Below are 23,931 nucleotides of genomic sequence, written 5' to 3' on the forward strand. Positions count from 1 at the left end.
GATTTGCCGGGCTGTGTTTTATCGCGACGTGAATGGGTGAGAATTTGTTTCATCAGTCACGGTCACGAGGGGATACGACGATGGCCGCTGCAATCGGCATCAAAGGGCATTGTGCCCAGTGCAACATGACGTTTGAACTCAAGCCTTGGCAACTGAACGCCATCGCCATGGAAGTACCGTTTGACTGTGCGTACTGCCACTCGGGCCTGCAGTTGTGCTGCCACAAGCAGTTGCGTCAGTTTCGCGCCCTGGACCAGTGGGCGCTGGTGCGGCCCGGCATGATCATGCTGACGTGCGCGACCTTGCTGATGGCGTTGTTCGCAGAGTGGTTGGGGCTGCTCAGCGTGATCGGGCAGCTGAATATTTCGCTGGTCGCGGTGTTGATTTATCTGCTGGTCGTGCGCTACGCCCGTTATCGGCAAAGGATGACCTTGAACTTGCAGGTCATCAGCCCGCTACCAGTTGAACAGCTCGCACGCATTGCGTGTGCTCGTCTCACCCAGCAATAAAGGGCTGATGCCCATACGCTCAGCCAGGGCGGTGCAGATATCCGGCAGGTGTTGCGGGCAATTGCGCTGGTTGGGATACATGGCCGGGGCCATGTCCGGCGAATCGGTTTCCAGTACCACGGCTTCAAGAGGCAATTGTGCCAGTACCTTGTGCATGCGCAGGGCCTGGGGCCAAGTGGCGGCGCCGCCCAGACCGAGTTTGAAGCCCAGTTTGATGTACTCGCGGGCCTCTTCAATGCTGCCGGCGAACGCATGAATGATCCCGCCCCTCGGTAGACGGATGCGCTTGAGCGTGGCAATCACGACGGCGTGGCTGCGGCGTACATGCAGCAAGGCGGGGAGTTGGAAATCCGCCGCGAGTTTCAGCTGGGCTTCGAACAGGCTTTGCTGGCGCTCGCGATCCAGGTGCTCAAGGAAGTAATCCAGACCGATTTCGCCCACGGCGCAGAGTTGCCGATGGCCGTGCAAGCGCGTCAACCAGTCACCCAGCTCCAGCAGGTCGGCAGGGCGATGCTCATCGAGATACACCGGGTGCAAACCAAAGGCAGCGAACAAACCGTCGTCCTGCTGCACCAGATCCCACAGCCGCTGCCAGTTTTTCTGATACACCCCCAGTACCACCAGACGCCGTACCCCGAGTTCACGGCTATGGGCGAGGACTTGCGGGCGGTCGTGATCGAAGTCCGCAAAGTCCAGGTGGGTGTGGGTGTCGATCAGCTCCACGTTCAGACCTCGTGAATGCGCTGCTTGAACGTGCGGCCAATCGCATGCACACCCGGTTGGTACTGTTCTTCTTCGATGGCCGCCAGGGCCAGGCGCAGAGCTGTCTCGGCGATCAGTTGATGTTGCTGGGCCATGGCGTTGACTGGCAGCGGCAGGAAGTCCAACAGTTGGGTGTCGCCAAAGGTGCCCAGGCGTAGCGGCCGCGACCGGAGGGGGAAGTCATGCAGCGCATCGAACACGCCTTGCAGCAGCACGTAGGAGGTAGTCACCAGCGCGTCAGGCAAATGCCCCAGGCGCTGCAGCAGTTGCTCCATCAGCTGTCGGCCACAGTCACGGCTGAAGGCTTCGCCCTGTTCGATGATCACTTCGCCGGTGAAGTCTTGCAGCGCTTCACGAAAACCCGCAGTACGTTCCTGGCTGATGCTCAGCTCGGGACGTGCGCCGATCAGCGCGATTTGCTTGGGCAGCGGTTGTAGCAGGCTGCTGGTGAGTTGCTGACAGGCCTGGTGATCATCGCTGACCACTGAGCAGAACTGGTCAGGCTCCATCACCCGGTCGATGGCAATCACCGGCAACCCCTTGGCTTGCAAGTCTCGATAGCTGTCATCGCTGGCCGGCAGGCAACTGGCGACGAACAACGCATCGCAACGCCGCGCACGGAACAGTTGCAGCAGTTGGCGTTCGCTGTCGGCTTCGTCATCGGAGCTGGCAATCAGCAACTGATAGCCCCGTGCCCGGGCGCCTTGCTCCAACAGTTTGGCAATGCGTGCGTAGCTGGGGTTTTCCAGGTCTGGCAGGATGAACCCCAGGGTGCGCGTATGCCGGCTGCGCAGCCCGGCGGCTTGAGGGTTGGGGGTAAAACCATGGGCCTGGACCACGGCACGCACACGCTCAACGGTTGCGTTGCTGATGCGCTGCTGTTCGGCCTTGCCATTGATGACATAGCTGGCGGTGGTCACGGACACACCGGCCAGACGTGCAATATCACTGAGTTTCAAACCGGGATTTCCTTGTTTTTTAGAGCGTGCCCCGACATTTTGTCCAATCGTAACCGATTCCAGCCCACGACCAATGTCCCACGACAGGTGCCGAGTGGTGCTTCAAGCTTGCGCAATTAACGCGTAATCTGCCATAAATTCTAGATTAAACGTTTCAGCAAGCGTATTTTTACGATGTTCGCCGCTGAGTGGCTACTGCCAATTGACCACTCAGTCAGTTATTTTTGAACGTCCCGCGCTGATTTATTCAAAACAATACCTAGTGCGCACATCGCACTAACTAGGAGAACGGCATGCTTGAGCTCACTGTAGAGCAGATATCCATGGGCCAGGTGGCTGTGGATAAATCTGCTGCCTTGCACCTGCTCGCTGACAAACTGGTGGCCGATGGCCTGGTTGCCGAGGGCTATCTGAGCGGCCTGCAAGCCCGTGAGGCCCAGGGTTCGACCTTTCTCGGCCAGGGCATCGCCATTCCCCACGGTACGCCAGAGACCCGCGACCAGGTGTTCACCACGGGTGTGCGCCTGCTGCAGTTCCCCGAAGGGGTGGACTGGGGCGATGGCCAGATCGTCTACCTGGCGATTGGCATCGCCGCCAAATCCGACGAACACCTGCGCTTGCTGCAACTGCTGACCCGTGCCCTCGGTGAAACCGACCTCGGCCAGGCGTTGCGCCGTGCCGGCAGTGCCGAAGCGTTGTTGAAGCTGTTGCAAGGTGCGCCCCAGGAACTGGCGCTGGATGCGCAGATGATCAGCCTGGGCGTGTCTGCCGATGATTTTGAAGAGTTGGTATGGAGGGGCGCGCGCCTGCTGCGCCAGGCCGACTGCGTGAGCAATGGTTTTGCTGCGGTGTTGCAACAGGTCGACGCGTTGCCCCTGGGCGATGGCCTGTGGTGGTTGCACAGTGAACAGACAGTCAAGCGTCCGGGCCTGGCGTTTGTCACGCCGGACAAACCCATGCGCTACCTCGGCCAGCCGCTGCACGGCCTGTTCTGCCTGGCGAGCCTGGGCGAAGCCCACCAAACCTTGCTTGAACGCTTGTGTGCCCTGTTGATTGAAGGGCGCGGCCAGGAATTGGGGCGTGCCACCAGCAGCCGTGCGGTGCTTGAAGTGCTGGGCGGCGAATTGCCACCGGACTGGCCCAGCGCCCGCATCAGCCTGGCCAACGCCCACGGCCTGCACGCCCGTCCGGCCAAGATCCTTGCGCAACTGGCGAAAAGTTTTGACGGCGATATCCGCGTGCGCATCGTTGATGGACCGGTGGGCGCGGTATCGGTCAAAAGTTTGAGCAAGTTGCTCAGCCTCGGTGCGCGTCGTGGCCAGGTGCTGGAGTTTGTCGCCGAGCCGACGATTGCCGGCGATGCACTGCCTGCACTGTTGGCCGCGGTAGAGGAGGGCCTTGGCGAGGAGGTCGAACCATTGCCGACCCTGAGCGCCCAGCCTGCTCCTGTGGATATCGAGCCGGTGCTCAGCGCGCCATCGAGCGGCAGCCAGATCCAGGCCATCGCCGCCGCGCCGGGCATCGCCATCGGCCCGGCGCATATCCAGATTCCACAGCTGTTCGATTACCCCCTGCGCGGTGAGTCTGCCGCCATCGAACGCCAGCGCCTGCACACCGCCCTGGGCGATGTGCGTAAGGATATCCAGGGCCTGATCGAGCGTAGCCAGGCCAAGGCCATCCGCGAGATTTTCATTACCCATCAGGAGATGCTCGACGACCCGGAACTGACCGACGAAGTCGATACCCGCCTCAAGCAGGGCGAAAGCGCGGAAGCTGCGTGGATGAGCGTGATCGAAGCCGCCGCCAAGCAGCAGGAAGCCTTGCAGGACGCCTTGCTGGCCGAGCGCGCCGCTGACCTGCGTGACATCGGCCGTCGCGTGCTGGCGCAGTTGTGCGGCGTCGAAACCGTCCAGGAACCCAGCGAGCCCTACATTCTGGTGATGGATGAAGTCGGCCCCTCGGACGTTGCGCGCCTGGACCCGGCCCGCGTAGCCGGCATTCTGACTGCCCGCGGTGGTGCCACCGCTCACAGCGCCATCGTCGCGCGCGCCCTGGGGATTCCCGCCTTGGTCGGTGCTGGTGCTGCGGTGCTGCTGCTGAGCGCCGGTACGCCACTGCTGCTCGACGGCCAGCGCGGTCGCCTGCATGTCGACCCGGACGCCGCCACCCTGCAACGCGCCACCGTGGAGCGCGACACCCGCGAACAACGCTTGCAAGCTGCCTCGGCTCAACGCCACGAGCCGGCGCTGACCCGTGACGGTCACGCCGTGGAAGTGTTCGCCAATATCGGTGAAAGCGCCGGTGTGGCGAGTGCGGTGGAGCAGGGCGCCGAAGGCATTGGCCTGCTGCGCACCGAACTGATTTTCATGGCCCACCCTCAGGCGCCGGACGAGGCTACCCAGGAAGCCGAGTACCGCCGCGTTTTCGATGGGCTCGGCGGTCGCCCGCTGGTGGTGCGCACCCTCGATGTAGGCGGCGACAAGCCCTTGCCCTATTGGCCCATCGCCCAGGAAGAAAACCCCTTTCTTGGCGTGCGCGGCATTCGCCTGACCTTGCAACGCCCGCAGATCATGGAAGCGCAATTGCGGGCACTGCTGCGCTCGGCGGATAACCGGCCGCTGCGCATCATGTTCCCCATGGTCGGCAGCGTGGATGAATGGCGCGCCGCCCGCGACATGACCGAGCGCCTGCGCCTGGAAATCCCGGTCGCCGATTTGCAACTGGGCATCATGATCGAAGTGCCGTCAGCCGCCTTGCTGGCGCCGGTACTGGCCAAGGAAGTCGACTTCTTCAGCGTCGGCACCAACGACCTGACCCAGTACACCCTGGCCATCGACCGCGGCCACCCGACCCTGTCGGCCCAGGCCGATGGCTTGCACCCAGCGGTCTTGCAACTGATCGACATCACCGTGCGCGCCGCCCATGCCCATGGCAAATGGGTCGGCGTGTGCGGTGAGTTGGCGGCAGACCCGCTGGCGGTGCCGGTGCTGGTCGGCCTGGGGGTGGATGAGTTGAGCGTGTCGGCCCGCAGCATTCCTGAAGTGAAGGCGCGGGTGCGCGAATTCAGTCTGAGCGAGGCCCAGGGCCTGGCGCAACAAGCACTGGCGGTGGGTTCGCCCGCGCAAGTGCGTGCCCTAGTGGAGGCCGTGTAGATGGCGAAGATTCTGACCCTGACGCTGAACCCGGCGTTGGACCTGACGGTGCGCCTGGCGCGCCTGGAGCCCGGTGCAGTCAATCGCAGTGAGGCGATGTTGACCCACGCGGCCGGCAAGGGCGTGAATGTGGCGCAGGTGCTGGCCGACCTGGGCCACCACGTCAGCGTTGGCGGGTTTCTCGGTGACGCGAACCCTCAGGCTTTCGACGCGCTGATCGCCAGCCGCGGGTTTGGCGATGCGTTCGTCCGCGTGCCGGGCGAAACCCGCAGCAATATCAAGATTGCCGAACAGGACGGACGTGTCACCGATATCAATGCGCCGGGGCCGCTGGTGAGTGAAGCGGCGCAAACAGCGCTGCTTGAGATGATCGCGAAGAAGGGTGCGCAATTCGATGCGGTGGTGGTGGCCGGTAGCTTGCCGCGCGGCGTCAGCCCGCAGTGGTTTCAAGCACTGTTGGGTCAGTTGAAAGACCTCGGTTTGAAAGTCGCCCTGGACACCAGTGGTGAAGCGTTGCGCGCTGGTTTGCAGGCTGGCCCGTGGCTGGTCAAACCCAATACCGAAGAGCTGGCAGAGGCCCTGGATAATGCCACCGATGCCATCAGCCAATTGCATCAGCAAGGCGTCGAGCATGTGGTGGTCTCCGACGGCGCCGCAGGCGTGACCTGGTACCGCCCAGGCGCGGCTCTACACGCCACGCCACCCAAGGTGACGGTGGCCAGTACCGTGGGCGCTGGCGACTCGCTGCTGGCCGGGATGCTTCACGGTTTGCTCAGTGGCGATACGCCTGAGCACACTTTGCGCCGCGCCACGGCGATTGCCGCGATGGCCGTCACGCAGATCGGTTTTGGCATCAGCGATGACGCGCAGTTGGCGCGCCTGGAAAGCGGCGTCGATGTACGCGCGCTGACAGAACAATAAGAGGGTTTGTGATGAAGTTAGCCATTGTTACCGCCTGCCCCAACGGCATGGTCACCAGTGTGCTGTGCGCCCGCTTGTTGGACGCCGCCGCCCAGCGCATGGGCTTGCACACCAGTGTCGAGGTCGTTGATGTGCAGCGCCCGGAACGTCAGTTGTCCCAAGCCACGATCGATGATGCCGAGTGGGTACTGCTGGTCAGCAGCACGCCGGTGGATATGCAGCGTTTTGTCGGCAAACGCGTGTTTCAAACCACACCGGCCCAGGCGCTGGCAGATGTCGAAGGCGTATTGCGCCGGGGCGCTGAAGAGGCCCAGGTGTATGTCGCCAGTGAGGCCCCGGTATCGGCGAAGAATGCGCCGCGTATCGTCGCGATTACTGCGTGCCCGACCGGGGTGGCCCACACCTTCATGGCCGCCGAAGCCTTGCAGCAGACCGCCAAGCGCTTGGGCTACGACTTGCAGGTCGAGACCCAAGGCTCGGTCGGCGCCCGCACACCGCTGAGCCCGCAAGCCATCGCCGAGGCCGACGTGGTGTTGCTGGCGGCGGATATTGAAGTCGCCACCGAGCGTTTTGCCGGCAAGAAAATTTACCGCTGTGGCACCGGCATCGCCCTCAAGCAATCCGAAGCCATCCTTAACAAAGCCCTGGCTGAAGGCGCGGTGGAAAACGCCGGCAGTGGCGCGCCGGCCAAGTCGGAGAAAACCGGGGTCTACAAGCACCTGCTCACTGGCGTGTCGTACATGTTGCCGATGGTGGTGGCGGGGGGCTTGTTGATCGCCTTGTCATTTGTGTTCGGCATCCATGCTTTCGAACAGCCAGGCACCTTGGCAGCGGCGCTGAAAAGCGTCGGTGACCAGGCATTCCTGCTGATGGTACCGCTGCTGGCGGGCTACATCGCCTACTCGATCGCCGACCGTCCTGGCCTGGCGCCGGGCATGATCGGCGGCTTGCTGGCGGGGACGCTGGGGGCTGGGTTTATCGGCGGCATCCTGGCCGGTTTCGTCGCGGGTTACTGCGTCAAGCTGATCAGCCGTGCGGTGCAATTGCCCCAGAGCCTGGAGGCGCTCAAGCCGATCCTGATCATCCCGTTGCTGGCCAGCCTGTTCACCGGCCTGGTGATGATCTACCTGGTGGGCCCGCCGGTCGCACGTTTGCTGACGGGTCTCACCGATTTTCTCAGCACCATGGGCACTACCAACGCAGTGCTGCTGGGCATTTTGCTCGGCGGCATGATGTGCGTGGATTTGGGCGGGCCGATCAACAAGGCGGCGTATGCGTTTTCCGTCGGCCTGCTGGCGGCGTCGAGCGGCGCACCGATGGCCGCGACCATGGCTGCCGGCATGGTGCCGCCGATTGGCATGGGCATCGCTACGTTATTGGCTCGGCGCAAGTTCGCCCAGACTGAACGCGAAGCCGGCAAGGCCGCGATGATCCTGGGCCTGTGCTTTATCTCCGAAGGCGCGATCCCGTTCGCGGCCAAAGACCCGCTGCGCGTGATCCCGGCCAGCATCGCCGGTGGCGCGCTGACCGGTGCGCTGTCGATGTACTTCGGCTGCAAGTTGGCCGCGCCCCATGGCGGGTTGTTTGTGCTGGTGATTCCGAATGCGATGAACCACGCGTTGTTGTACTTGCTGGCGATTGTGGCGGGCAGTGTGTTGACGGGGTTGGTGTATGCGCTGCTCAAGCGACCGGAAGCCGTGGAGCTGACGGTCACTGCTGCCAGGGGCTGATGGGATTCAGAATGTGGGAGGGAGCAAGCCCCCTCCCACATTTGGATCTCCATTGTTTGTAAGGCCGGTGTCATCTTCGTTTCATCCCATCATGCTTTAGTGGCCCTTTTGATACTCAAGAGGGCACCTGCATGAGCCACTTCGATCTCGGCCGCCGCCGCGTGATGCAAGCCGTGGGCGCCGGCCTGTTGTTGCCGGGCCTGGCCCCGGCGGTGATCGCTTCGGTGAAGGACCGGCCGCAACTCACCGATGGCGTGCAATCGGGCGACCTGCTCGGCGACCGTGCGATGATCTGGAGCCGCAGCGACCGCCCCGCGAAGATGGTGGTGGAGTGGGATACGCGCAGTGTGTTCAGCAACCCCCGCCGATTGGTTTCCCCGCTGGCCGACAGCCGCAGCGACTTTACTGCCCGTGTCGAGCTCACCGGTTTGCCGGTCGATCAGTCGATCTTCTACCGTGTTCACTTCGAAGACGCCCAGACCGGTGTCGCCAGCGAGCCCTGGTTCGGTCACTTGCGCAGCGAGCCGCAACAGCGTCGCGATATCCGCTTTGTATGGAGCGGCGACACCGTTGGCCAAGGCTTCGGCATCAACCCGGAGATTGGCGGTATGCGTATCTACGAAGCCATGCGCCTGCGCCTGCCAGACTTTTTTATCCACAGCGGCGACACCATCTACGCCGACGGCCCGGTGCCCGCGCAGTTGACCACCGAAGGCGGACGTATCTGGCGCAACATCACCACCGAGGCCAAGAGCAAAGTGGCGGAAACCCTCGATGAGTATCGCGGCAATTACCGCTACAACCTGCTGGATGAAAACGTGCGCCGCTTCAATGCCCAAGTGCCGCAGATCTGGCAGTGGGACGATCATGAGGTGATCAATAACTGGTCCTCCAGCAAGCAACTGGATGAGCGTTACCAGACCCGCGACATCAATACCCTGGTCGGCCGTGCGCGGCAGGCCTGGCTGGAATATTCACCGATGCGCCGCCAGAGTGCCGACGGCGGCGGGCGTATTTATCGCAAGCTCAGTTACGGGCCGCTGCTGGACGTGTTTGTGCTGGATATGCGCAGCTATCGTGGGCCGAATGATGACAACCTGGGCGGCGAAAAAACCTTCCTCGGTCGCCAGCAACTGGACTGGCTCAAGCGCGAACTCAAGGCGTCGCAGGCGCAATGGAAGGTGATCGCCGCCGACATGCCGATTGGCCTGGGCGTGCCCGACGGTGAAGTCAGCCCCGGCGTGGCGCGTTGGGAAGCCATCGCCAATGGCGACCCCGGCCCGGCGCAAGGGCGTGAGCTGGAGATTGCCGAACTGCTTGGCTTTCTGCGTGCGCAGAAGGTGCGCAACCATGTGTGGCTGACGGCCGATGTGCACTACTGCGCGGCGCACCACTACCACCCGGACCGGGCGGCGTTTCAGGATTTCGAGCCGTTTTGGGAGTTTGTGGCAGGGCCGCTGAATGCCGGCAGCTTCGGGCCGAATCCGTTGGATAAAACCTTTGGCCCGCAAGTGGTGTTCGAGAAAGCGCCGCCTGCGCAAAACACCTCGCCGTTTGCTGGCTTTCAGTTTTTTGGTGAAGTGCAGATTGATGGGCAGACAGGGGAGTTGACCGTCATTTTGCGCGATCTCGATGGCGTTTCGGTGTTTGAGCAAAAACTGCAACCTGCCTGATTGGAATGCAGTTAAAACTGTGGGAGGGAGCAAGCCCCCTCCCACAATTGATCTTCATTGCCTGACGGGTCAGTAGACATCCCGGCGATAGCGGCCCTGTTCAATCAAGCGCTCCACCGCCTCACTGCCCAGGATATCCACCAACGCCTGATCCACCCCCGTCGCCATCCCTTGCAAACTGCCGCACACATAAATCGCCGCGCCGTCCGCCAGCCATTTGCGCAACACATCTGCCGATTCGCGCAGGCGATCCTGTACGTAGATCTTCTCTTCCTGGTCCCGCGAAAACGCCAGCTCCAGCAGCGCCAAGTCGCCACTGGCCAGCCAGCCTTGCAGTTCGTCCTGGCACAGGTAATCGTGGGCGATATTGCGCTCGCCAAACAGCAACCAGTTACGCTGCTGGCCATCGGCAATACGCGCCTTGAGCAGGCTGCGCAGGCCCGCAAGGCCGGTACCGTTGCCCAGCAGGATCAACGGCACGGGAGCGTCCGGCAGGTGGAAGGCACTGTTGCGGCGCAGGCGCAGGCTGATACCCGAACCGATGGGGGCGTGTTCGGTCAGCCAGCCGGAGCCCAGGCCCAGGCTGCCGTCGGGGTGGCGTTCCTGGCGCACGATCAGTTCCAGCACGCCGTCGCTGGCAATCGAGGCGATGGAATATTCGCGCATACCCAGGGGCACCAGTGCGTCCACCAGGGCTTGGGCATGCAAGCCGACCAGGTGTGCACGGTTGTCCGGCAGTTGACGGTTGGCCAGGGCTTGATCGAGCGTTTGTGCCAAGCCGTCGATCAACACGCCGTCACTGCCGGCCAGGCCGAGGCCGTCGAGGAAATGCTCCACGGCCCACGGACAATTGCGCGGCAAGACCTCCACCAAGTCACCGGCGAGCCAGCTCTGAGGCGAGGGTGGAGTGAGACCTAGCAGGTAGACATCGGCCCCCGCGCTGCCGGGGTTGAGCAGGCGGCGTTGGCTCAACGTCCAGTTTTCGTACGGGTCTGCCTGCCAGGCTGCCGCGGATGCGTGACCGGTGAGTTGGCCCAGTTGCTGTTGCCAGGTGTGCAAGGCCACTGCGTCGCCGCTGTCGACTTCCACCGGGGCAAACAGCGGGTTACCGCCCTGGTTGGTCAGCCAGAAATGCAGGCGCCGGGCGAAGCCACAGAAGTGTTCATACTGCCGATCACCCAGGGCCAGTACCGAGTAGTTCAAGCCTTTGAGGGGCAGGTCCTGGCCGAGCACGCTGCGCTCGAAACCACGGGCGCTGTCGGGGGCTTCGCCGTCGCCGAAGGTGCTGACCACAAACAGCGCATGTTGCGATTGGCTGAGGTCGTCGCGGCTGACGCTGCCCAGGGGCTGCACCTTGACCGCAACGCCGGCGGCCTGCAATTGCCCGGCAGTCTGCCAGGCCAACTGTTCGGCAAAGCCGCTTTGGCTGGCAAACCCGATCAGCCAGGCCGGCGCATCGCTGTGAGGGGCACTCAAACCTTGGCGGGCTTCGCGTACCTGGCGTTTCTTGCGACGACGGTCGAGGTACAACAGCCAGCCAGTGATGAAAAACAGGGGCATGAGCAGCGAGCTGACGGTGAGCACGATGCGCCCGATCAGGCCGAAATAACTGCCGGTGTGCAACGCATAGACGCTGGTCAGCAGTTGAGCCTTGAGGCTCTTGCTGGCATAGCGATCATGGGATTTGACCTCACCGGTGGCCGGGTCCAGGTTGATCTGGTTCAGCGCACGGTCATGGGGTGAATCCTTGAGCAGGTAGTACACGGTGGCCGGTTGCCCGGCGACGGCCGGCATACGGATATTGTAGGCACTCAGGTCGGGGCCGGCGTTGCTGTAGATGCTGCTCCAGATCGCCTCGTAGTTGGCCACCGGGGCAGGGCCCGGGGGCGGCGGGCCGCGTTTACGCATCCGCTCGTTCTGCGGCGCATCGGAGAGCAGTTTGGTCACGCCCTGGTTGTACCAGTCGTAGGACCAATACAGCCCGGTCAGTGCCGCCAGCAGATAAAACAGCAGGCACCAGGTGCCGAACACCGAGTGCAGATCCCAGTTGAAGCTGCGGCCCTTTTTGCGCCAGTCCAGGGTCAGCCACACGCGCCAGCTTTTTACCTGGCGCGGCCAGCGCAGGTACAAACCAGAGAGGCAGAAAAACACCAGGATCAGGGTGCAGGCGCCCGTGATATTGCGCCCAGTGTCGCCGATGGCGAGGAAGCGGTGCAGTTGCAGGATAAAGCCGAATACATCCTGGCCGACGGCGTCGCCCAGGTAGTCGCCGGTGTACGGGTCGAAGTAGCGCATCTGGCCACGACGCTCCCCCGGTGGCGGGGTGAAGGACACCCGGCCGGCATTGCCACTGTCGCTTTCTACCCACAGCATCGCGACGCTCTTGCCTTCGGTGGCCTCCAGCTTGCGCACCAGCTCGGCAGGCGGCAGTACGCCGGCTTCGCGTTTCTGTACGTTCAATACTGTGGGGTTGAGGGCCCGCAGGATTTCATCCTGGAACGAGTACGCAGCCCCGGTGATCCCCATCAAGGCCAGCACCAGCCCGGCAGTGATGCCGAAGAACCAGTGCAACTGAAACAGGGTTTTCTTCAACACGTCGGAGCGCCTCGCTGATCTGGATATCGATGTCACGGCGCGCATTATGCCGTGGGTTATCGAGAAAAATTCTGTTTTACACACAAAAGCCCCACGCATCCGATGCGTGGGGCCTTGGGTCGGAGCATTGACTGCGTTTAGAAGTGGAAGCTGGTGGTCAACAGGGCGGTACGACCGGCCGCCTGGTTGGCGAAGTGAGTGGAGAAGGCCTTGTCGTAGTAGGTCTTGTCGGTCAGGTTCTGCACGTTAAGTTGCAGGTCGACGTTCTTGGTCAGCTTGTAGCTGGCCATGGCGTCGTAGCGAGTGTAGGAGGGTACGTACACGGTGTTGCCGACATCGCCGTAAACCTGATCGACATAAAAGGCGCCGCCGCCGATGGTCAGCTTGGGCGTGATGTCGTAGGTGGTCCACAGGCTGAAGGAGTTCTTCGGCGTGTTGGGCATCTGGTTGCCTTTGTTGGAGCCGGCACTCACTACACCGTTACGCCCGTTCAGGCCGGATTTGACCAGCTCGCTGTCCAGGTAGCTGTAGCCCGCAAACAACTGCCATTTATCTGTGATCTTGCCGCTGGCGGACAACTCGATGCCGTCGACCTGAGATTCACCGGCGTTCTGGTAGGTGAGAGCGTCCACCAGGATGCGGGTGTTTTTCTTCTCGGTGCGGAAGAAAGCTGCGGTCAGAGACAGGCGATCGTGGAACAGGTCCCACTTGGTGCCCAGTTCATAGTTGACGGTTTCTTCGGGCTGCAAGTCGCTGGTGGCGGCACCGGCTGACAGTGGGTTGCCGTCGGAGCCTTCGCCGATCAGGCCACCGGCAGGCGTGGCCGAGGTCGCGTAGGAAGCGTAGATGCTGCCGTTCTCCAGCGGCTTCCACACCAGGCCGGCCTGCCAGTTGAAGAACTGGCTGTCGTCCTTGATCTTGGAGCGTCCGGCCACGGCGTTGCTGTTGGCCTCGGTATCGAAGGTGTCGTAACGCAGGCCCACGTTCAGCAGCCATTTCGGATCCAGCTCGATGGTGTCGAACACATAGGCGGCGCGGCTGGTGGCCTTGGTGTTGGTGCCCATGTAGTTGCGCGCAACGCTGCCGTTCCAGGCGTCGTCCGGGTTCGGGTTGCTCAGTGAGGTGCACTGGCCGCCCAGGCTGCCCTTGGCCGGGTTGCACACCGGGTTGGCGTTAGGGCTGACGGTATAGCCGCTGACACGGGTCTCTTCCCCGGTGAACTCCAGGCCGGTGGAGTAGCTGTGCTTGAAGCCCAGCGCCTGGAAGCTGCCAAACAGGTCGGTCTGGTTGGTGGTTGTGGTGGTCGTGGAAACACGGCTATTGGCACGACGCCATACGGTGCCGAACTTGTTGACGTTGAGTTTGCTGTCGTCCGGTTGTGTCAGCACATAGTCCTGGCCGGTGCTGCCATGGCGCAGGGTATTTTTCAGCGTCATGTTGTCGTTCAGGTCGTGCTCGATGGAGAACGTGCTGATGTCGGCACGGGTCTTGCGGAAGTCGCGGCTTTTCAAACCGTAGAAATTGTTGCTGTCGCCGCCGTCGTTGGGTTTGTCGTGCGCGTGGGCGGTGGCGGTCGAGGAACCATAGCCATACGGAATCCCCGAATCCGGCAGGTCATCGCTTTCCATATGGTAATAGCTGAGGTTGACGCGGGTCGGCGTGCCCAGACCAAACGTCAGCGACGGGGCTACACCCCAGCGGTCGTAGTTCACCGCATCGCGGCCTGCCACGTTTTGTTCGTGGCTCATCAGGTTCAGGCGGAAGGCGGCGCTGTCGTCGAGGAACTGGCGGTTCACGTCGAGCACGTAGCGGCGGGTCTGGTCGGAGCCGTAGGTAAAGCCGCCGTTGGTGAAGTCACGTGCTTGTGGGGTTTTGCTCACCAGGTTGAGGCTACCACCGGCCGAACCACGGCCGCCGAACGAGGAGTTCGGGCCCTTGCTGACTTCGATGGACTCGATATCGAAGATCTCGCGGCTCTGGCCGCCGGTGTCGCGCACGCCGTCCAGGTAAGTGTCGCCTTGGGCATCAAAACCACGAATGAACGGGCGATCGCCTTGAGGGTTGCCGCCTTCACCGGCGCCGAAGGTAATGCCCGGTACGGTGCGCAAGGCGTCCTGCAACGACGTGGCGGCAGTGTCCTTGAGTACTTGTTGCGGCACCACGGTGACCGAACGCGGTGTGTCCACCAGCGGCGCGGTGTATTTCTGCGACGAGGCTTTTTCCACCTGATAGGAGGTGTTGTCCTGGTCCTGGCCGGTAATGTTGGTGGCGCCGAGGGAGATAGGGTTGCGCTCGCCTTTTTGCTCGGTGTTTTCTGCTGCCTGCGCCAGGTGGGCGGCAGAGCTGGCGCTGAGGGCAACGCCGATGGCCGAGGCCAGCATACGTGGTGAACTGGCGGTTGTTATTAGCGTAGTGCGCGACATGACGTGTCCCTTCCCCAAGGATGTGAGGCCGCGGAATATAGGGCCAACAAGACTTTGTATCAATTGAGAGGTATTGCTATTCGCATCGAATTTACATTCTTTACACTTTTTCGTTACGGATTTTGCGTTCTCGTTCGTCCCCGGGTTTTACAGGGCGGATAAGAATCAATACCATTGGCGCCTCTCTGATCGCAGGTATTGCCTCATGTTGCTGCACATTCCCGACCTGTTCTCTCGCGAGGAGGTGCTGCGCATTCGCCAAGCCCTGGAAGAGGCCGAATGGGCCGATGGCAAAATCACTGCCGGGCATCAGTCCGCCAAAGCCAAGCACAACCTGCAATTGCCCGAAGGCCACCCATTGGCCAAGGAGATCGGCGCAGCCATGCTGGAGCGGTTGTGGAGCAACCCGCAGTTCATGTCGGCGGCGCTGCCGCACAAAGTCTTCCCGCCGCTGATCAACTGCTATACCGCAGGTGGCAGTTTTGACTTCCATATCGACAATGCGGTGCGCCAGCCCAAAGGCAGCCACGAGCGCGTGCGCACCGACCTGTCGTCCACGCTGTTCTTCAGCGATCCCGACGAGTACGACGGCGGCGAACTGGAGATCCAGGACACCTTCGGCCTGCAACGGGTCAAGCTCCCCGCCGGCGATCTGGTGCTGTACCCCGGCTCCAGCCTGCATAAAGTCAACGCCGTGACCCGTGGTGCTCGCTATGCCTCGTTCTTCTGGACCCAAAGCCTGGTGCGCGAAGACAGCCAGCGCACCTTGCTGTTCGAAATGGACGGCGCCATCCAGCAACTGAGCCGCGACGTGCCCGAGCACCCGGCGCTGATCCAGCTCACCGGCACCTATCACAACCTCCTGCGCCGCTGGGTCGAGGTCTGAGATGGGCTTTTTATTGCGTCGCCAGGAAGTGCTCAACGTCGAGCAATTGCAGTCCATGCTTGATGATTCCCCGGTGCGCGCCGCCCAGGCGATTCTGATCGCAGCCAAGGAAGGCGTGGTCGATGCCCAGGCGTTGCTCGGGCAGATCCTGCTGGAAGGGCGCGGTATTGCACGCGATGAAGCGCTGGCGCTGCGCTGGTTCCAGATTGCGGCGCAGGGCGGGCACGTGATGGCGCGCAATATGGCCGGGCGTTGCCTGGAGCATGGTTGGGGTTGCGCCGTCGATGAAGCGGCAGCTGCGCGGCAATACCGGCTGGCAGCAGAGACCGGCCTGGATTGGGGCCAGTACAACTACGCCAACCTGCTGGCGACCGGCCGTGGCGTTGTGCAAGACCAGGCCCAGGCGCTGACGCTTTATCGCCAGGCGGCAGAGCAGGGCCACGCCAAGTCGATGAATCTGTTGGGGCGTTATCTGGAAGATGGGCAGTATTGCCCCAAGGATCTTGAGGCAGCCGTTGAATGGTACCGGCGCTCCGCCGAAGCCGGGGATTTTCGGGGGCAGTTCAGTTATGCGGCGGTGCTGGCGCACAGAGGCCAAATCGACGCTGCGCTGGAGTGGCTGCGCAAGGCGTTGGCGCATGGGAATCTCAAATTCCTGCGAACGGCGCACAAGGCGCTGGCGCTGGCCAATGAGCCGCAGATTCGCGCCATGGCCAATGCCTATCAACAGCGTGCCGCGACCTTTTCCTGAAGCCAAAAAAAACCCATGACTTGTCATGGGTTTTTTATATGCGGCGTTCTTACACGTAGAACGATTTCAACGGTGGGAACCCATTGAACTCAATCGCGCTGTAGCTGGTGGTGTACGCACCGGTCGACAGCCAGTACAAACGATCACCAATCGCCAGGTTCAGCGGTAGGCCGTACTTGTAGTTCTCGTACATGATGTCGGCGCTGTCGCAGGTTGGGCCGGCAATGACCACTTCTTCCATCTCGCCCTTCTTCTCGGTCCAGATCGGAAACTTGATGGCTTCGTCCATGGTTTCGATCAGGCCGGAGAACTTGCCCACATCCGTGTACACCCAACGCTCGACGGCGGTACGCGACTTACGGGCCACCAGCACCACTTCGCTCACCAGGATACCGGCGTTGGCGATCAGCGAACGGCCTGGCTCCAGGATGATTTCCGGCAGGTCGTCGCCGAAGTCTTCCTTGAGGAAGCGGATGATTTCTTCGGCGTAGGTTTCCAGGCTGTTGGTGCGGGTGATGTAGTTGGCCGGGAAGCCGCCGCCCATGTTGATCAGCTTCAGTTCGATGCCGTCTTCTTCTTTCAAACGCTCGAAGATCACCTTGACCTTGGCGATGGCCGCGTCCCACACGCTGATGTCGCGCTGTTGCGAGCCAACGTGGAACGAGATGCCGTAAGGCACCAGGCCCAGGTCGCGGGCGAGGATCAGCAGGTCCATGGCCATGTCGGTCTGGCAGCCGAATTTGCGCGACAAAGGCCAGTCGGCCGTGGTCGAGCCTTCGGTGAGGATGCGCACATACACTTTCGAGCCCGGCGCGGCCTTGGCGATGTTGCGCAGGTCGGCTTCGGAGTCGGTGGAGAACAGGCGCACGCCCTTCTCGTAGAAGTAGCGGATGTCCTTGGATTTCTTGATGGTGTTGCCGTAGCTGATACGGTCGGCGCTGACGCCGCGGTCCATGACCTTGTCCAGCTCGTAGATCGAGGCGATGTCGAAGCTCGAACCCTTGTCTTTCAACAGGTCGATGATCTCGACGGCCGGGTTGGCCTTGACGGCGTAATACACTTTGGCGAATTCGAAACCGGCGCGCAGGTCATCGTAGGCCTGGCTGATCATCGCGGTATCGATCACCACGAACGGGGTTTCTTGCTTGTCGGCGAACGCCTTCATTTTGTCAAAGGTGGCGCGCGCGAAATAATCTTCGACGTTGATCGACATGCTGGGGAACTCCTAAGGGCAAACTGTATTGATCAATGGGTGCAAATGAACGTCCTCCGTATCCCCACTTTGGTTCGCCTACTTCCCAAGGCATGTCGCCGAAAGCAAAAAGGCCACGGGATAAGCTTCCCTTGGCCTTGCTGTCTCGTCGTCAGTACTTGAGCCGGATGGATCGTTTCCAGCATGGACGTTCGGCGCGAACTTTAGGGCTTGATGGGCGTGGGATCAACTAAAAATGTCGCGTTTTTGCACGCGTTCGTCGCGGGACCCAGTCCAGCTACTTATGTAACCGACCGGTGTGACGGATTGATGTTCCCCGCTGAGTGGGAATTGAGGACATTTCCCTGACTCACCGAGGGGCAAATGTGGGAGGGGGCTTGCTCCCGATAGCGGTGTGTCAGTCACTTCTCAGTCACTGATTCACCGCTATCGGGAGCAAGCCCCCTCCCACATTTTTATCCCTGTTGTATCAGGTCAGGCCAGGGCGGTCTCGGCCGGCGAGACAATACTGGTCTTGCCCCCACGGGACTTGCCAGAGCTCAGGTACTCGGCAATCGACTCCTGAGTCACTTCACCCAGGAACACCCGCTCGGCATCCATCACCGGCAACCACGAGCGGTTGAACTCATACATGCGCGACAGCAGGATGCGCAAATGCTCGTCGTAGGCAGCGGTGGCGTTGAACTCGCGCAGGTACTGGCCGCAGGTACCGGTCTGACGGTGTAAGTCGCGACGGCGCACATACCCCAGTGCCTTGTTCTCGGCACAGGTGACCACCACGTAGCGGCGGTCGTGCTCGTCCATCAGCTCCAGCGCATCGGCCACCGGTGTTTCCGGGCTGACCGACGGGGCGTTGTCCGCCGCGTCTTCGGCCTTCACCAATAGCAGGCGCTTGAGCGTGCTGTCCTGGCCCACGAAGTTGCTCACGAACTCATCGGCCGGGTGTGCCAGCAGCGTGTCCGGGTGGTCGATCTGCAGCAGCTTGCCGGCACGGAAGATGGCGATCTTGTCACCCAGCTTGATGGCTTCGTCGATGTCGTGGCTGACCATGATCACGGTCTTGTTCAGCGCGCGCTGCATCTCGAAGAACTCGTTCTGGATCATCTCGCGGTTGATCGGGTCGACCGCGCCGAACGGCTCATCCATCAGCAACAGCGGCGCATCGGCCGCCAGCGCACGGATCACGCCGATACGCTGTTGCTGGCCACCGGACAGTTCACGCGGGTAGCGATGCAGGTACTGCTTGGGTTCCAGCTTGATCATGCTCATCAGTTCGCGGGCGCGGTCGTGGCATTTTTGCTTGTCCCAACCGAGCAGCTTGGGCACGACCACGATGTTTTCCTCGATGGTCATGTTGGGAAACAGGCCGATCTGCTGGATTACATAGCCGATGTTGCGACGCAGGGTCACTTCGTCCAGGTCAGTGGTGTCTTCACCGTTGATCAGGATCTTGCCCGAGGAGGGCTTGATCAGGCGGTTGATCATCTTCAGCGTGGTGCTCTTGCCGCAGCCCGAGGGCCCCAGGAATACGCAAATTTCGCCTTCGTTGACGGTCAGGCTTACATCGTTGACGGCGGTGACAGTCTTGCCGTTGCTTTGAAAAGTCTTGGACAGGTTTTGAAGTTCGATCATTTGAGCAATCCTTTTGGAGTCAGCGAGCGTTGCAGCCATTGCAGAAGCAGGTCGGCGAAGATGGCCAGGAGACTGACCAGCACGGCGCCGACAATCAGCATCGACATATCGCTGCGGCTGATGGAAGCCAGAATAAGTACACCCAGGCCACCGGCACCGATGGTGGCGGCGATGGTCATCACACCGATATTCATCACGACGGCGGTGCGCACGCCAGCAAGAATCACCGGCACGGCAATCGGCAGTTCGACCATGCGCAGGCGCTGGCCGAAGGTCATGCCGATGCCTTTGGCGGCCTCGCGAATGCCTGGCTCAACGCCGGTGAGGGCCAGGTAGGTGTTACGCATGATTGGCAGCAGGGAGTACAGGAACACGGCGGTGATCGCCGGCATCGGCCCCAGGCCCTGGCCGAACTTGGAGTAGAACGGCAACAGCAGCCCGAACAGCGCAATGGATGGCACGGTCAGCAACACCGTGGCGCTGGCTTGCAAGGGACCTGCGAGGGTTGGGAAGCGCGTCATCAGAATACCCAGGGGCACGCCGATAAAGATCGCGAGGATCACGGCGATGCCGACCAGGGTGATGTGCTGCCAGGTCAGGTGCAGGACTTGGGCCCAATCAAGATGGGAAAAGGCGTTCAAAAATTCCATGTCTTCTCCTTCTTAGTTGATCGGATGTTGGCGCAGGAAATCGGCGGCGACAGCGGACGGGCTTTCGTGGTCGACGTCGACCCGCGCATTCAGCTCGCGCATGGTTGCGTCGTCGAACAGCTCGGCCAAGGGCTTGAGCTCTGCGGCCAATTGAGGATGCTGGTCGAGATATTCCTGACGGATCACCGGAGCTGCGGTGTAGTCCGGGAAGTAATGCTTGTCGTCGGCCAGCAGCTTCAATTTGAACGCGTTCAGGCGGCCATCGGTGGTGTAGACCAGACCGGCAAACACCTGGCCATTACGCAGGGCGGTGTAGACCAGGCCAGCGTCCATCTGCCGGGTGTTTTTGCGCGTGAGGTTCATGTCATACAACTTGACCATGCCGCCCATGCCGTCGGAACGGTTGGCGAACTCGGTGTCGAGGGCCACCAGGCGGTTTTCCTTGGTGTCCTCGGCCAGGGCTTTGGTCAGGTCGCTGATGCTGTTGATCTGCGGAAATTCCTTGGCCACGTTTTCCGGCAGTGCCAGCGCGTAGGTGTTGCTGAATTTCGACGGCGAGAGCCAGACCAAGCCTTTTTTCGCGTCGAGTTCTTTCACCCGGGCGTAGGACTGTTCGCTGTCGAGCTTCTCGTCGATGTGGTTATAGGCCACCAGCGATACGCCGGTGTATTCCCAGATCAGATCCAGTTGCCCGCTTTCCTGGGCACTGCGTGCCAGGTTGCTGCCCAGGCCACCCGTCACACGGGCGTCGTAACCCTTGGTGCGCAGGTACTGGGAGGTGATTTCGGCGAGCAGGGTCTGCTCGGTGAACACCCGGGCGCCAATGCGAATCACCGGTTTTTCAGCGGCTTGCGCAATACCGGCAAACAGCAGGACGCAGCCTAATATCAAGCTTAGTTTTTTCATGTCGATTCCTTTCCTGGCGTTAAGACGGGCGCAACCCGCGTTCCAGCCAGAGGCGGCTGGCCATGGTCACCAGGCCGTCAAGCAGCAATGCCAGCAGCGCGGTGCATGCAGCGCCGAGCAGCAGTTGCGGCTGGTTGTTCAGGGCAATGCCGGGGAAGATCAGGCTGCCCAGGCTGTTGGCACCAATCAGGAACGCCAGTGGCGCGGTGCCGACGTTGATCGCCAGGGCCACACGTACACCGCCGATGATGATCGGCACGGCGTTGGGCAGTTCCACGCGAAACAGCACCTGGCGCGGCGTCATGCCGATGCCGGTGGCGGCTTCCTTGAGGGAACCCTGGACGTTTTTCAAGCCTTCGTAGGTGTTACGCACGATGGGCAGGAGGGAAGCGAGAAACAGCGCGAAGATGGCCGGGCCGCTGCCGATGCCGAGGACGCCGAGGGCGATGGCCAGTACAGCCAGGGGAGGGACGGTGTTGCCGATGTTGAAGATCTGCATGAAACGTTCTGCACGCCCGACCATGTTGGGTCGGCTGAGCAGGATACCAGCGGGGATGCCCACAATCAGGGCTGCCAGCATGGAGACTAGGACAAGAATCAGGTGAGCTTGCAGGTAAAACAACAAATCGTCGCGGTACAGTTCGATCGTGTTGATGCCGATCCAGTGGACCAGCAGGGCCAGGAGCGCGACGACAACCGCGCCTCCTATCAGCCCTTTGCCATAGCGAATAGCCACAGGCGGACTCCTTTTTTTCTTTTGTCGGCGAACACATTCTCCGGCGGCAATGCCATTCCTGGCTGTCGGCGAATAGGTTCGCGAAAAGCAGCTCGCCGATACTGGCAATGCAGTATGCGATCAAGCCATGAGCGCAGCCTCGTCAGGCTAACTTGCTGATATTTCAGCCCCTGTTCCGAGTGCGGTAGCAGGGGAGTGGACGTCTCGACCTTTTAAAAGGTTCCACACTTGGGCGCATTTAGCCACCCCCAATGGGCTCAACGGTGGTCCGTACCCCCTCGTTTGCGCTATACTCGCCGCCCTTTTTTGACTCACCTGCCAGGCGATTTCCCATGACCCACCAGGCCGCCGAAGTCGCGAAACGCCGCACTTTCGCCATTATTTCCCACCCCGATGCCGGTAAAACCACCATCACCGAAAAGCTGTTGCTGATGGGCAAGGCGATCGCGGTAGCCGGCACGGTGAAATCGCGCAAATCCGACCGCCATGCCACCTCCGACTGGATGGAGATGGAAAAGCAACGGGGTATTTCCATTACCACGTCGGTCATGCAGTTCCCGTATCGCGACCACATGGTCAACCTGCTCGACACCCCGGGCCACGAAGACTTCTCCGAAGATACCTACCGCACCCTGACGGCGGTGGACTCGGCATTGATGGTCCTCGACGGCGGTAAGGGCGTTGAGCCACGTACCATTGCGCTGATGGACGTTTGCCGCCTGCGTGACACGCCGATCGTCAGCTTCATCAACAAACTCGACCGTGATATCCGCGACCCGATCGAGTTGCTGGATGAAATCGAAGCCGTCCTGAAGATCAAGGCCGCGCCGATCACCTGGCCGATTGGTTGCTACCGCGACTTCAAGGGCGTGTACCACCTGGCCGACGACTACATCATTGTCTACACCGCCGGCCATGGTCACGAACGTACCGAAACCAAGATCATTGAAAAGCTCGACTCGGACGAAGCCCGCGCCCATCTGGGTGACGAGTACGACCGTTTCGTCGACCAGCTGGAACTGGTGCAGGGCGCCTGCCACGAATTCAACCAGCAGGAATTCCTCGACGGCCAGTTGACCCCGGTGTTCTTCGGTACCGCCTTGGGCAACTTCGGCGTCGACCACGTGCTCGACGCGGTAGTGGACTGGGCCCCGCGCCCGCTGGCGCGTGTCGCCAACGAGCGCACCGTGGAACCGGTTGAAGAGAAATTCACCGGCTTCGTGTTCAAGATCCAGGCGAACATGGACCCCAAGCACCGCGACCGTATCGCCTTCATGCGCATCTGCTCCGGCAAATACGAAAAAGGCATGAAGATGCGCCACGTGCGTACCGGCAAGGATGTGCGCATCGGCGACGCGCTGACGTTCTTCTCTTCCGAGCGTGAACAGCTCGAAGAAGCCTACGCCGGCGACATCATCGGTCTGCACAACCACGGCACCATCCAGATCGGCGACACCTTCACCGAAGGCGAAGCATTGGGCTTTACCGGTATCCCGCACTTCGCCCCGGAACTGTTCCGCCGCGTGCGCCTGCGCGACCCGCTCAAGTCCAAGCAACTGCGCCAAGGCTTGCAGCAATTGGCCGAAGAAGGTGCCACCCAGGTGTTCTTCCCCGAGCGCAGCAACGACATCATCCTCGGCGCCGTGGGTGTGCTGCAGTTCGACGTGGTCGCCAGTCGCTTGAAGGAGGAATACAAAGTGGAGTGCTCCTACGAGCCGATCACCGTGTATTCGGCGCGCTGGATCGAGTGCAGCGATAAGAAGAAGCTGGAAGAGTTCTCCAACAAGGCGGTGGAAAACCTCGCGGTCGACGGCGGTGGTCACCTGACCTACCTGGCGCCGACCCGGGTCAACCTGGCGTTGATGGAAGAGCGCTGGCCGGATGTGAAATTCCGCGCGACCCGCGAACACCACTAAGGTCTGAGCGTTTCAGAGAATGTGGGAGGGGGCTTGCCCCCGATAGCGGTGTGTCAGCCAGTGTATTGGGCTCTGACACTCCGCAATCGGGAGCAAGCCCCTCCCACATTTTGATCTCCAAAAGGCTGGAGATTGGCGGTAATCCGGCATCGCGACTAGCGTAAACGCTGGTGGCAGTTAATGACTGCCGTGCGGGTCTTATTTACTGACTGGACGGAATCAACCATGAGTATTTTTCAACGCGTAGTGCTGTTGATGAAGGTGCTGGTGCTGTTGTCGTTGGGGATGTCGACGGCCTGGGCGCATAACCCGGTGCAGAGCGTAGGGGTGGTGACGAGTGGCCAGGCATCGGACTTGCAGTTGGCCAAGTCCGAAGCCGAACCAGGCGATCAAGGCCAGGGCGGCAGCGAGGGTGATGATGACTCGACTACCGACGAGCCTGACAGCGACGACGCAGATGAAGGCGACAGCCAGACGTAGGCTTGCTGAAAAGAACGCGCCTCCCGTCAGGCTATAG

The 23,931-nt window shown here is 61.5% G+C and carries 18 protein-coding genes; 9 read left to right on the forward strand and 9 right to left on the reverse strand.

Annotated features, from left to right (window positions below):
- Positions 1 to 80: 80 nt before the first annotated feature.
- On the forward strand, positions 81 to 509 hold the full coding sequence (locus J1G33_RS00710; RefSeq protein WP_032877832.1) for a hypothetical protein: 429 nt from the start codon (positions 81 to 83) through the stop codon (positions 507 to 509).
- On the opposite strand, the gene J1G33_RS00715 is transcribed toward J1G33_RS00710, so the two are convergent.
- Both J1G33_RS00715 and cra read right to left on the reverse strand, forming a co-directional pair.
- Positions 456 to 1,232: a TatD family hydrolase gene (locus J1G33_RS00715; RefSeq protein WP_032877831.1), complete on the reverse strand. Its 777-nt coding sequence runs from the start codon at positions 1,230 to 1,232 to the stop codon at positions 456 to 458. The genes J1G33_RS00710 and J1G33_RS00715 overlap by 54 nt on opposite strands.
- A 2-nt stretch (positions 1,233 to 1,234) precedes the next feature.
- Positions 1,235 to 2,230: a catabolite repressor/activator gene (gene cra, locus J1G33_RS00720; RefSeq protein WP_032877829.1), complete on the reverse strand. Its 996-nt coding sequence runs from the start codon at positions 2,228 to 2,230 to the stop codon at positions 1,235 to 1,237.
- A 293-nt stretch (positions 2,231 to 2,523) separates the two neighbouring features.
- Between cra and ptsP the strand changes: the two genes are divergently transcribed.
- The 4 genes from ptsP to J1G33_RS00740 all read left to right on the forward strand — a co-directional run bounded on the left by ptsP (position 2,524) and on the right by J1G33_RS00740 (position 9,706).
- Positions 2,524 to 5,382 (forward strand): phosphoenolpyruvate--protein phosphotransferase, encoded by a 2,859-nt coding sequence (gene ptsP / locus J1G33_RS00725; protein ID WP_223017577.1) that lies wholly within the window; start codon positions 2,524 to 2,526, stop codon positions 5,380 to 5,382.
- Positions 5,383 to 6,303, forward strand: coding sequence for a 1-phosphofructokinase (gene pfkB, locus J1G33_RS00730; RefSeq protein WP_223017578.1), 921 nt, complete (start codon positions 5,383 to 5,385; stop codon positions 6,301 to 6,303). It begins immediately after the preceding gene.
- Between the two features lie 11 nt (positions 6,304 to 6,314).
- On the forward strand, positions 6,315 to 8,033 hold the full coding sequence (locus J1G33_RS00735) for a PTS fructose-like transporter subunit IIB (protein ID WP_223017579.1): 1,719 nt from the start codon (positions 6,315 to 6,317) through the stop codon (positions 8,031 to 8,033).
- A gap of 131 nt (positions 8,034 to 8,164) precedes the next feature.
- Positions 8,165 to 9,706 carry an alkaline phosphatase D family protein gene (locus J1G33_RS00740; protein WP_223017580.1) on the forward strand — a complete coding sequence of 514 codons (1,542 nt, stop codon included), beginning with the start codon at positions 8,165 to 8,167 and terminating at the stop codon, positions 9,704 to 9,706.
- Between the two features lie 69 nt (positions 9,707 to 9,775).
- On the opposite strand, the gene J1G33_RS00745 is transcribed toward J1G33_RS00740, so the two are convergent.
- Positions 9,776 to 12,301, reverse strand: a complete 2,526-nt coding sequence (locus J1G33_RS00745; protein ID WP_223017581.1) for a sulfite reductase flavoprotein subunit alpha — start codon at positions 12,299 to 12,301, stop codon at positions 9,776 to 9,778.
- Between the two features lie 137 nt (positions 12,302 to 12,438).
- Positions 12,439 to 14,724: a TonB-dependent siderophore receptor gene (locus J1G33_RS00750; protein ID WP_223017582.1), complete on the reverse strand. Its 2,286-nt coding sequence runs from the start codon at positions 14,722 to 14,724 to the stop codon at positions 12,439 to 12,441.
- 205 nt (positions 14,725 to 14,929) lie between these two features.
- On the opposite strand from J1G33_RS00750, the gene J1G33_RS00755 reads away from it, so the two are divergent.
- Positions 14,930 to 15,610: a Fe2+-dependent dioxygenase gene (locus J1G33_RS00755; protein ID WP_032877821.1), complete on the forward strand. Its 681-nt coding sequence runs from the start codon at positions 14,930 to 14,932 to the stop codon at positions 15,608 to 15,610.
- 1 nt (position 15,611) lies between these two features.
- Entirely contained in the window at positions 15,612 to 16,361 is a 750-nt protein-coding gene (locus tag J1G33_RS00760; RefSeq protein WP_032877819.1) for a tetratricopeptide repeat protein, read from the forward strand.
- A gap of 49 nt (positions 16,362 to 16,410) precedes the next feature.
- Here the strand turns inward: J1G33_RS00760 and J1G33_RS00765 are convergent, their stop codons facing one another.
- The 5 genes from J1G33_RS00765 to J1G33_RS00785 form a co-directional block, all read right to left on the reverse strand.
- Positions 16,411 to 17,574, reverse strand: coding sequence for a type III PLP-dependent enzyme (locus J1G33_RS00765; protein ID WP_005784717.1), 1,164 nt, complete (start codon positions 17,572 to 17,574; stop codon positions 16,411 to 16,413).
- Between the two features lie 474 nt (positions 17,575 to 18,048).
- Complete coding sequence (locus J1G33_RS00770; protein WP_005784718.1) at positions 18,049 to 19,206, reverse strand: ABC transporter ATP-binding protein; 1,158 nt, start codon at positions 19,204 to 19,206, stop codon at positions 18,049 to 18,051.
- Complete coding sequence (locus J1G33_RS00775) at positions 19,203 to 19,856, reverse strand: ABC transporter permease (RefSeq protein ID WP_005784720.1); 654 nt, start codon at positions 19,854 to 19,856, stop codon at positions 19,203 to 19,205. Before J1G33_RS00775 ends, J1G33_RS00770 begins: the two co-directional genes overlap by 4 nt.
- A gap of 12 nt (positions 19,857 to 19,868) precedes the next feature.
- Positions 19,869 to 20,762, reverse strand: coding sequence for a glycine betaine ABC transporter substrate-binding protein (locus tag J1G33_RS00780; protein WP_032877818.1), 894 nt, complete (start codon positions 20,760 to 20,762; stop codon positions 19,869 to 19,871).
- Positions 20,763 to 20,781: 19 nt separating this feature from the next.
- On the reverse strand, positions 20,782 to 21,498 hold the full coding sequence (locus J1G33_RS00785) for an ABC transporter permease (protein ID WP_004372306.1): 717 nt from the start codon (positions 21,496 to 21,498) through the stop codon (positions 20,782 to 20,784).
- A gap of 332 nt (positions 21,499 to 21,830) precedes the next feature.
- On the opposite strand from J1G33_RS00785, the gene J1G33_RS00790 reads away from it, so the two are divergent.
- On the forward strand, positions 21,831 to 23,414 hold the full coding sequence (locus tag J1G33_RS00790) for a peptide chain release factor 3 (RefSeq protein WP_005784726.1): 1,584 nt from the start codon (positions 21,831 to 21,833) through the stop codon (positions 23,412 to 23,414).
- Between the two features lie 225 nt (positions 23,415 to 23,639).
- The gene (locus J1G33_RS00795) at positions 23,640 to 23,894 is read left to right on the forward strand and encodes a hypothetical protein (protein WP_032877817.1); all 255 of its coding nucleotides are present in this window, start codon (positions 23,640 to 23,642) and stop codon (positions 23,892 to 23,894) included.
- Positions 23,895 to 23,931: the final 37 nt, after the last annotated feature.

The sequence above is a fragment of the Pseudomonas sp. P867 genome (genome assembly GCF_019891455.1).
Lineage (GTDB): Bacteria > Pseudomonadota > Gammaproteobacteria > Pseudomonadales > Pseudomonadaceae > Aquipseudomonas > Aquipseudomonas synxantha_A.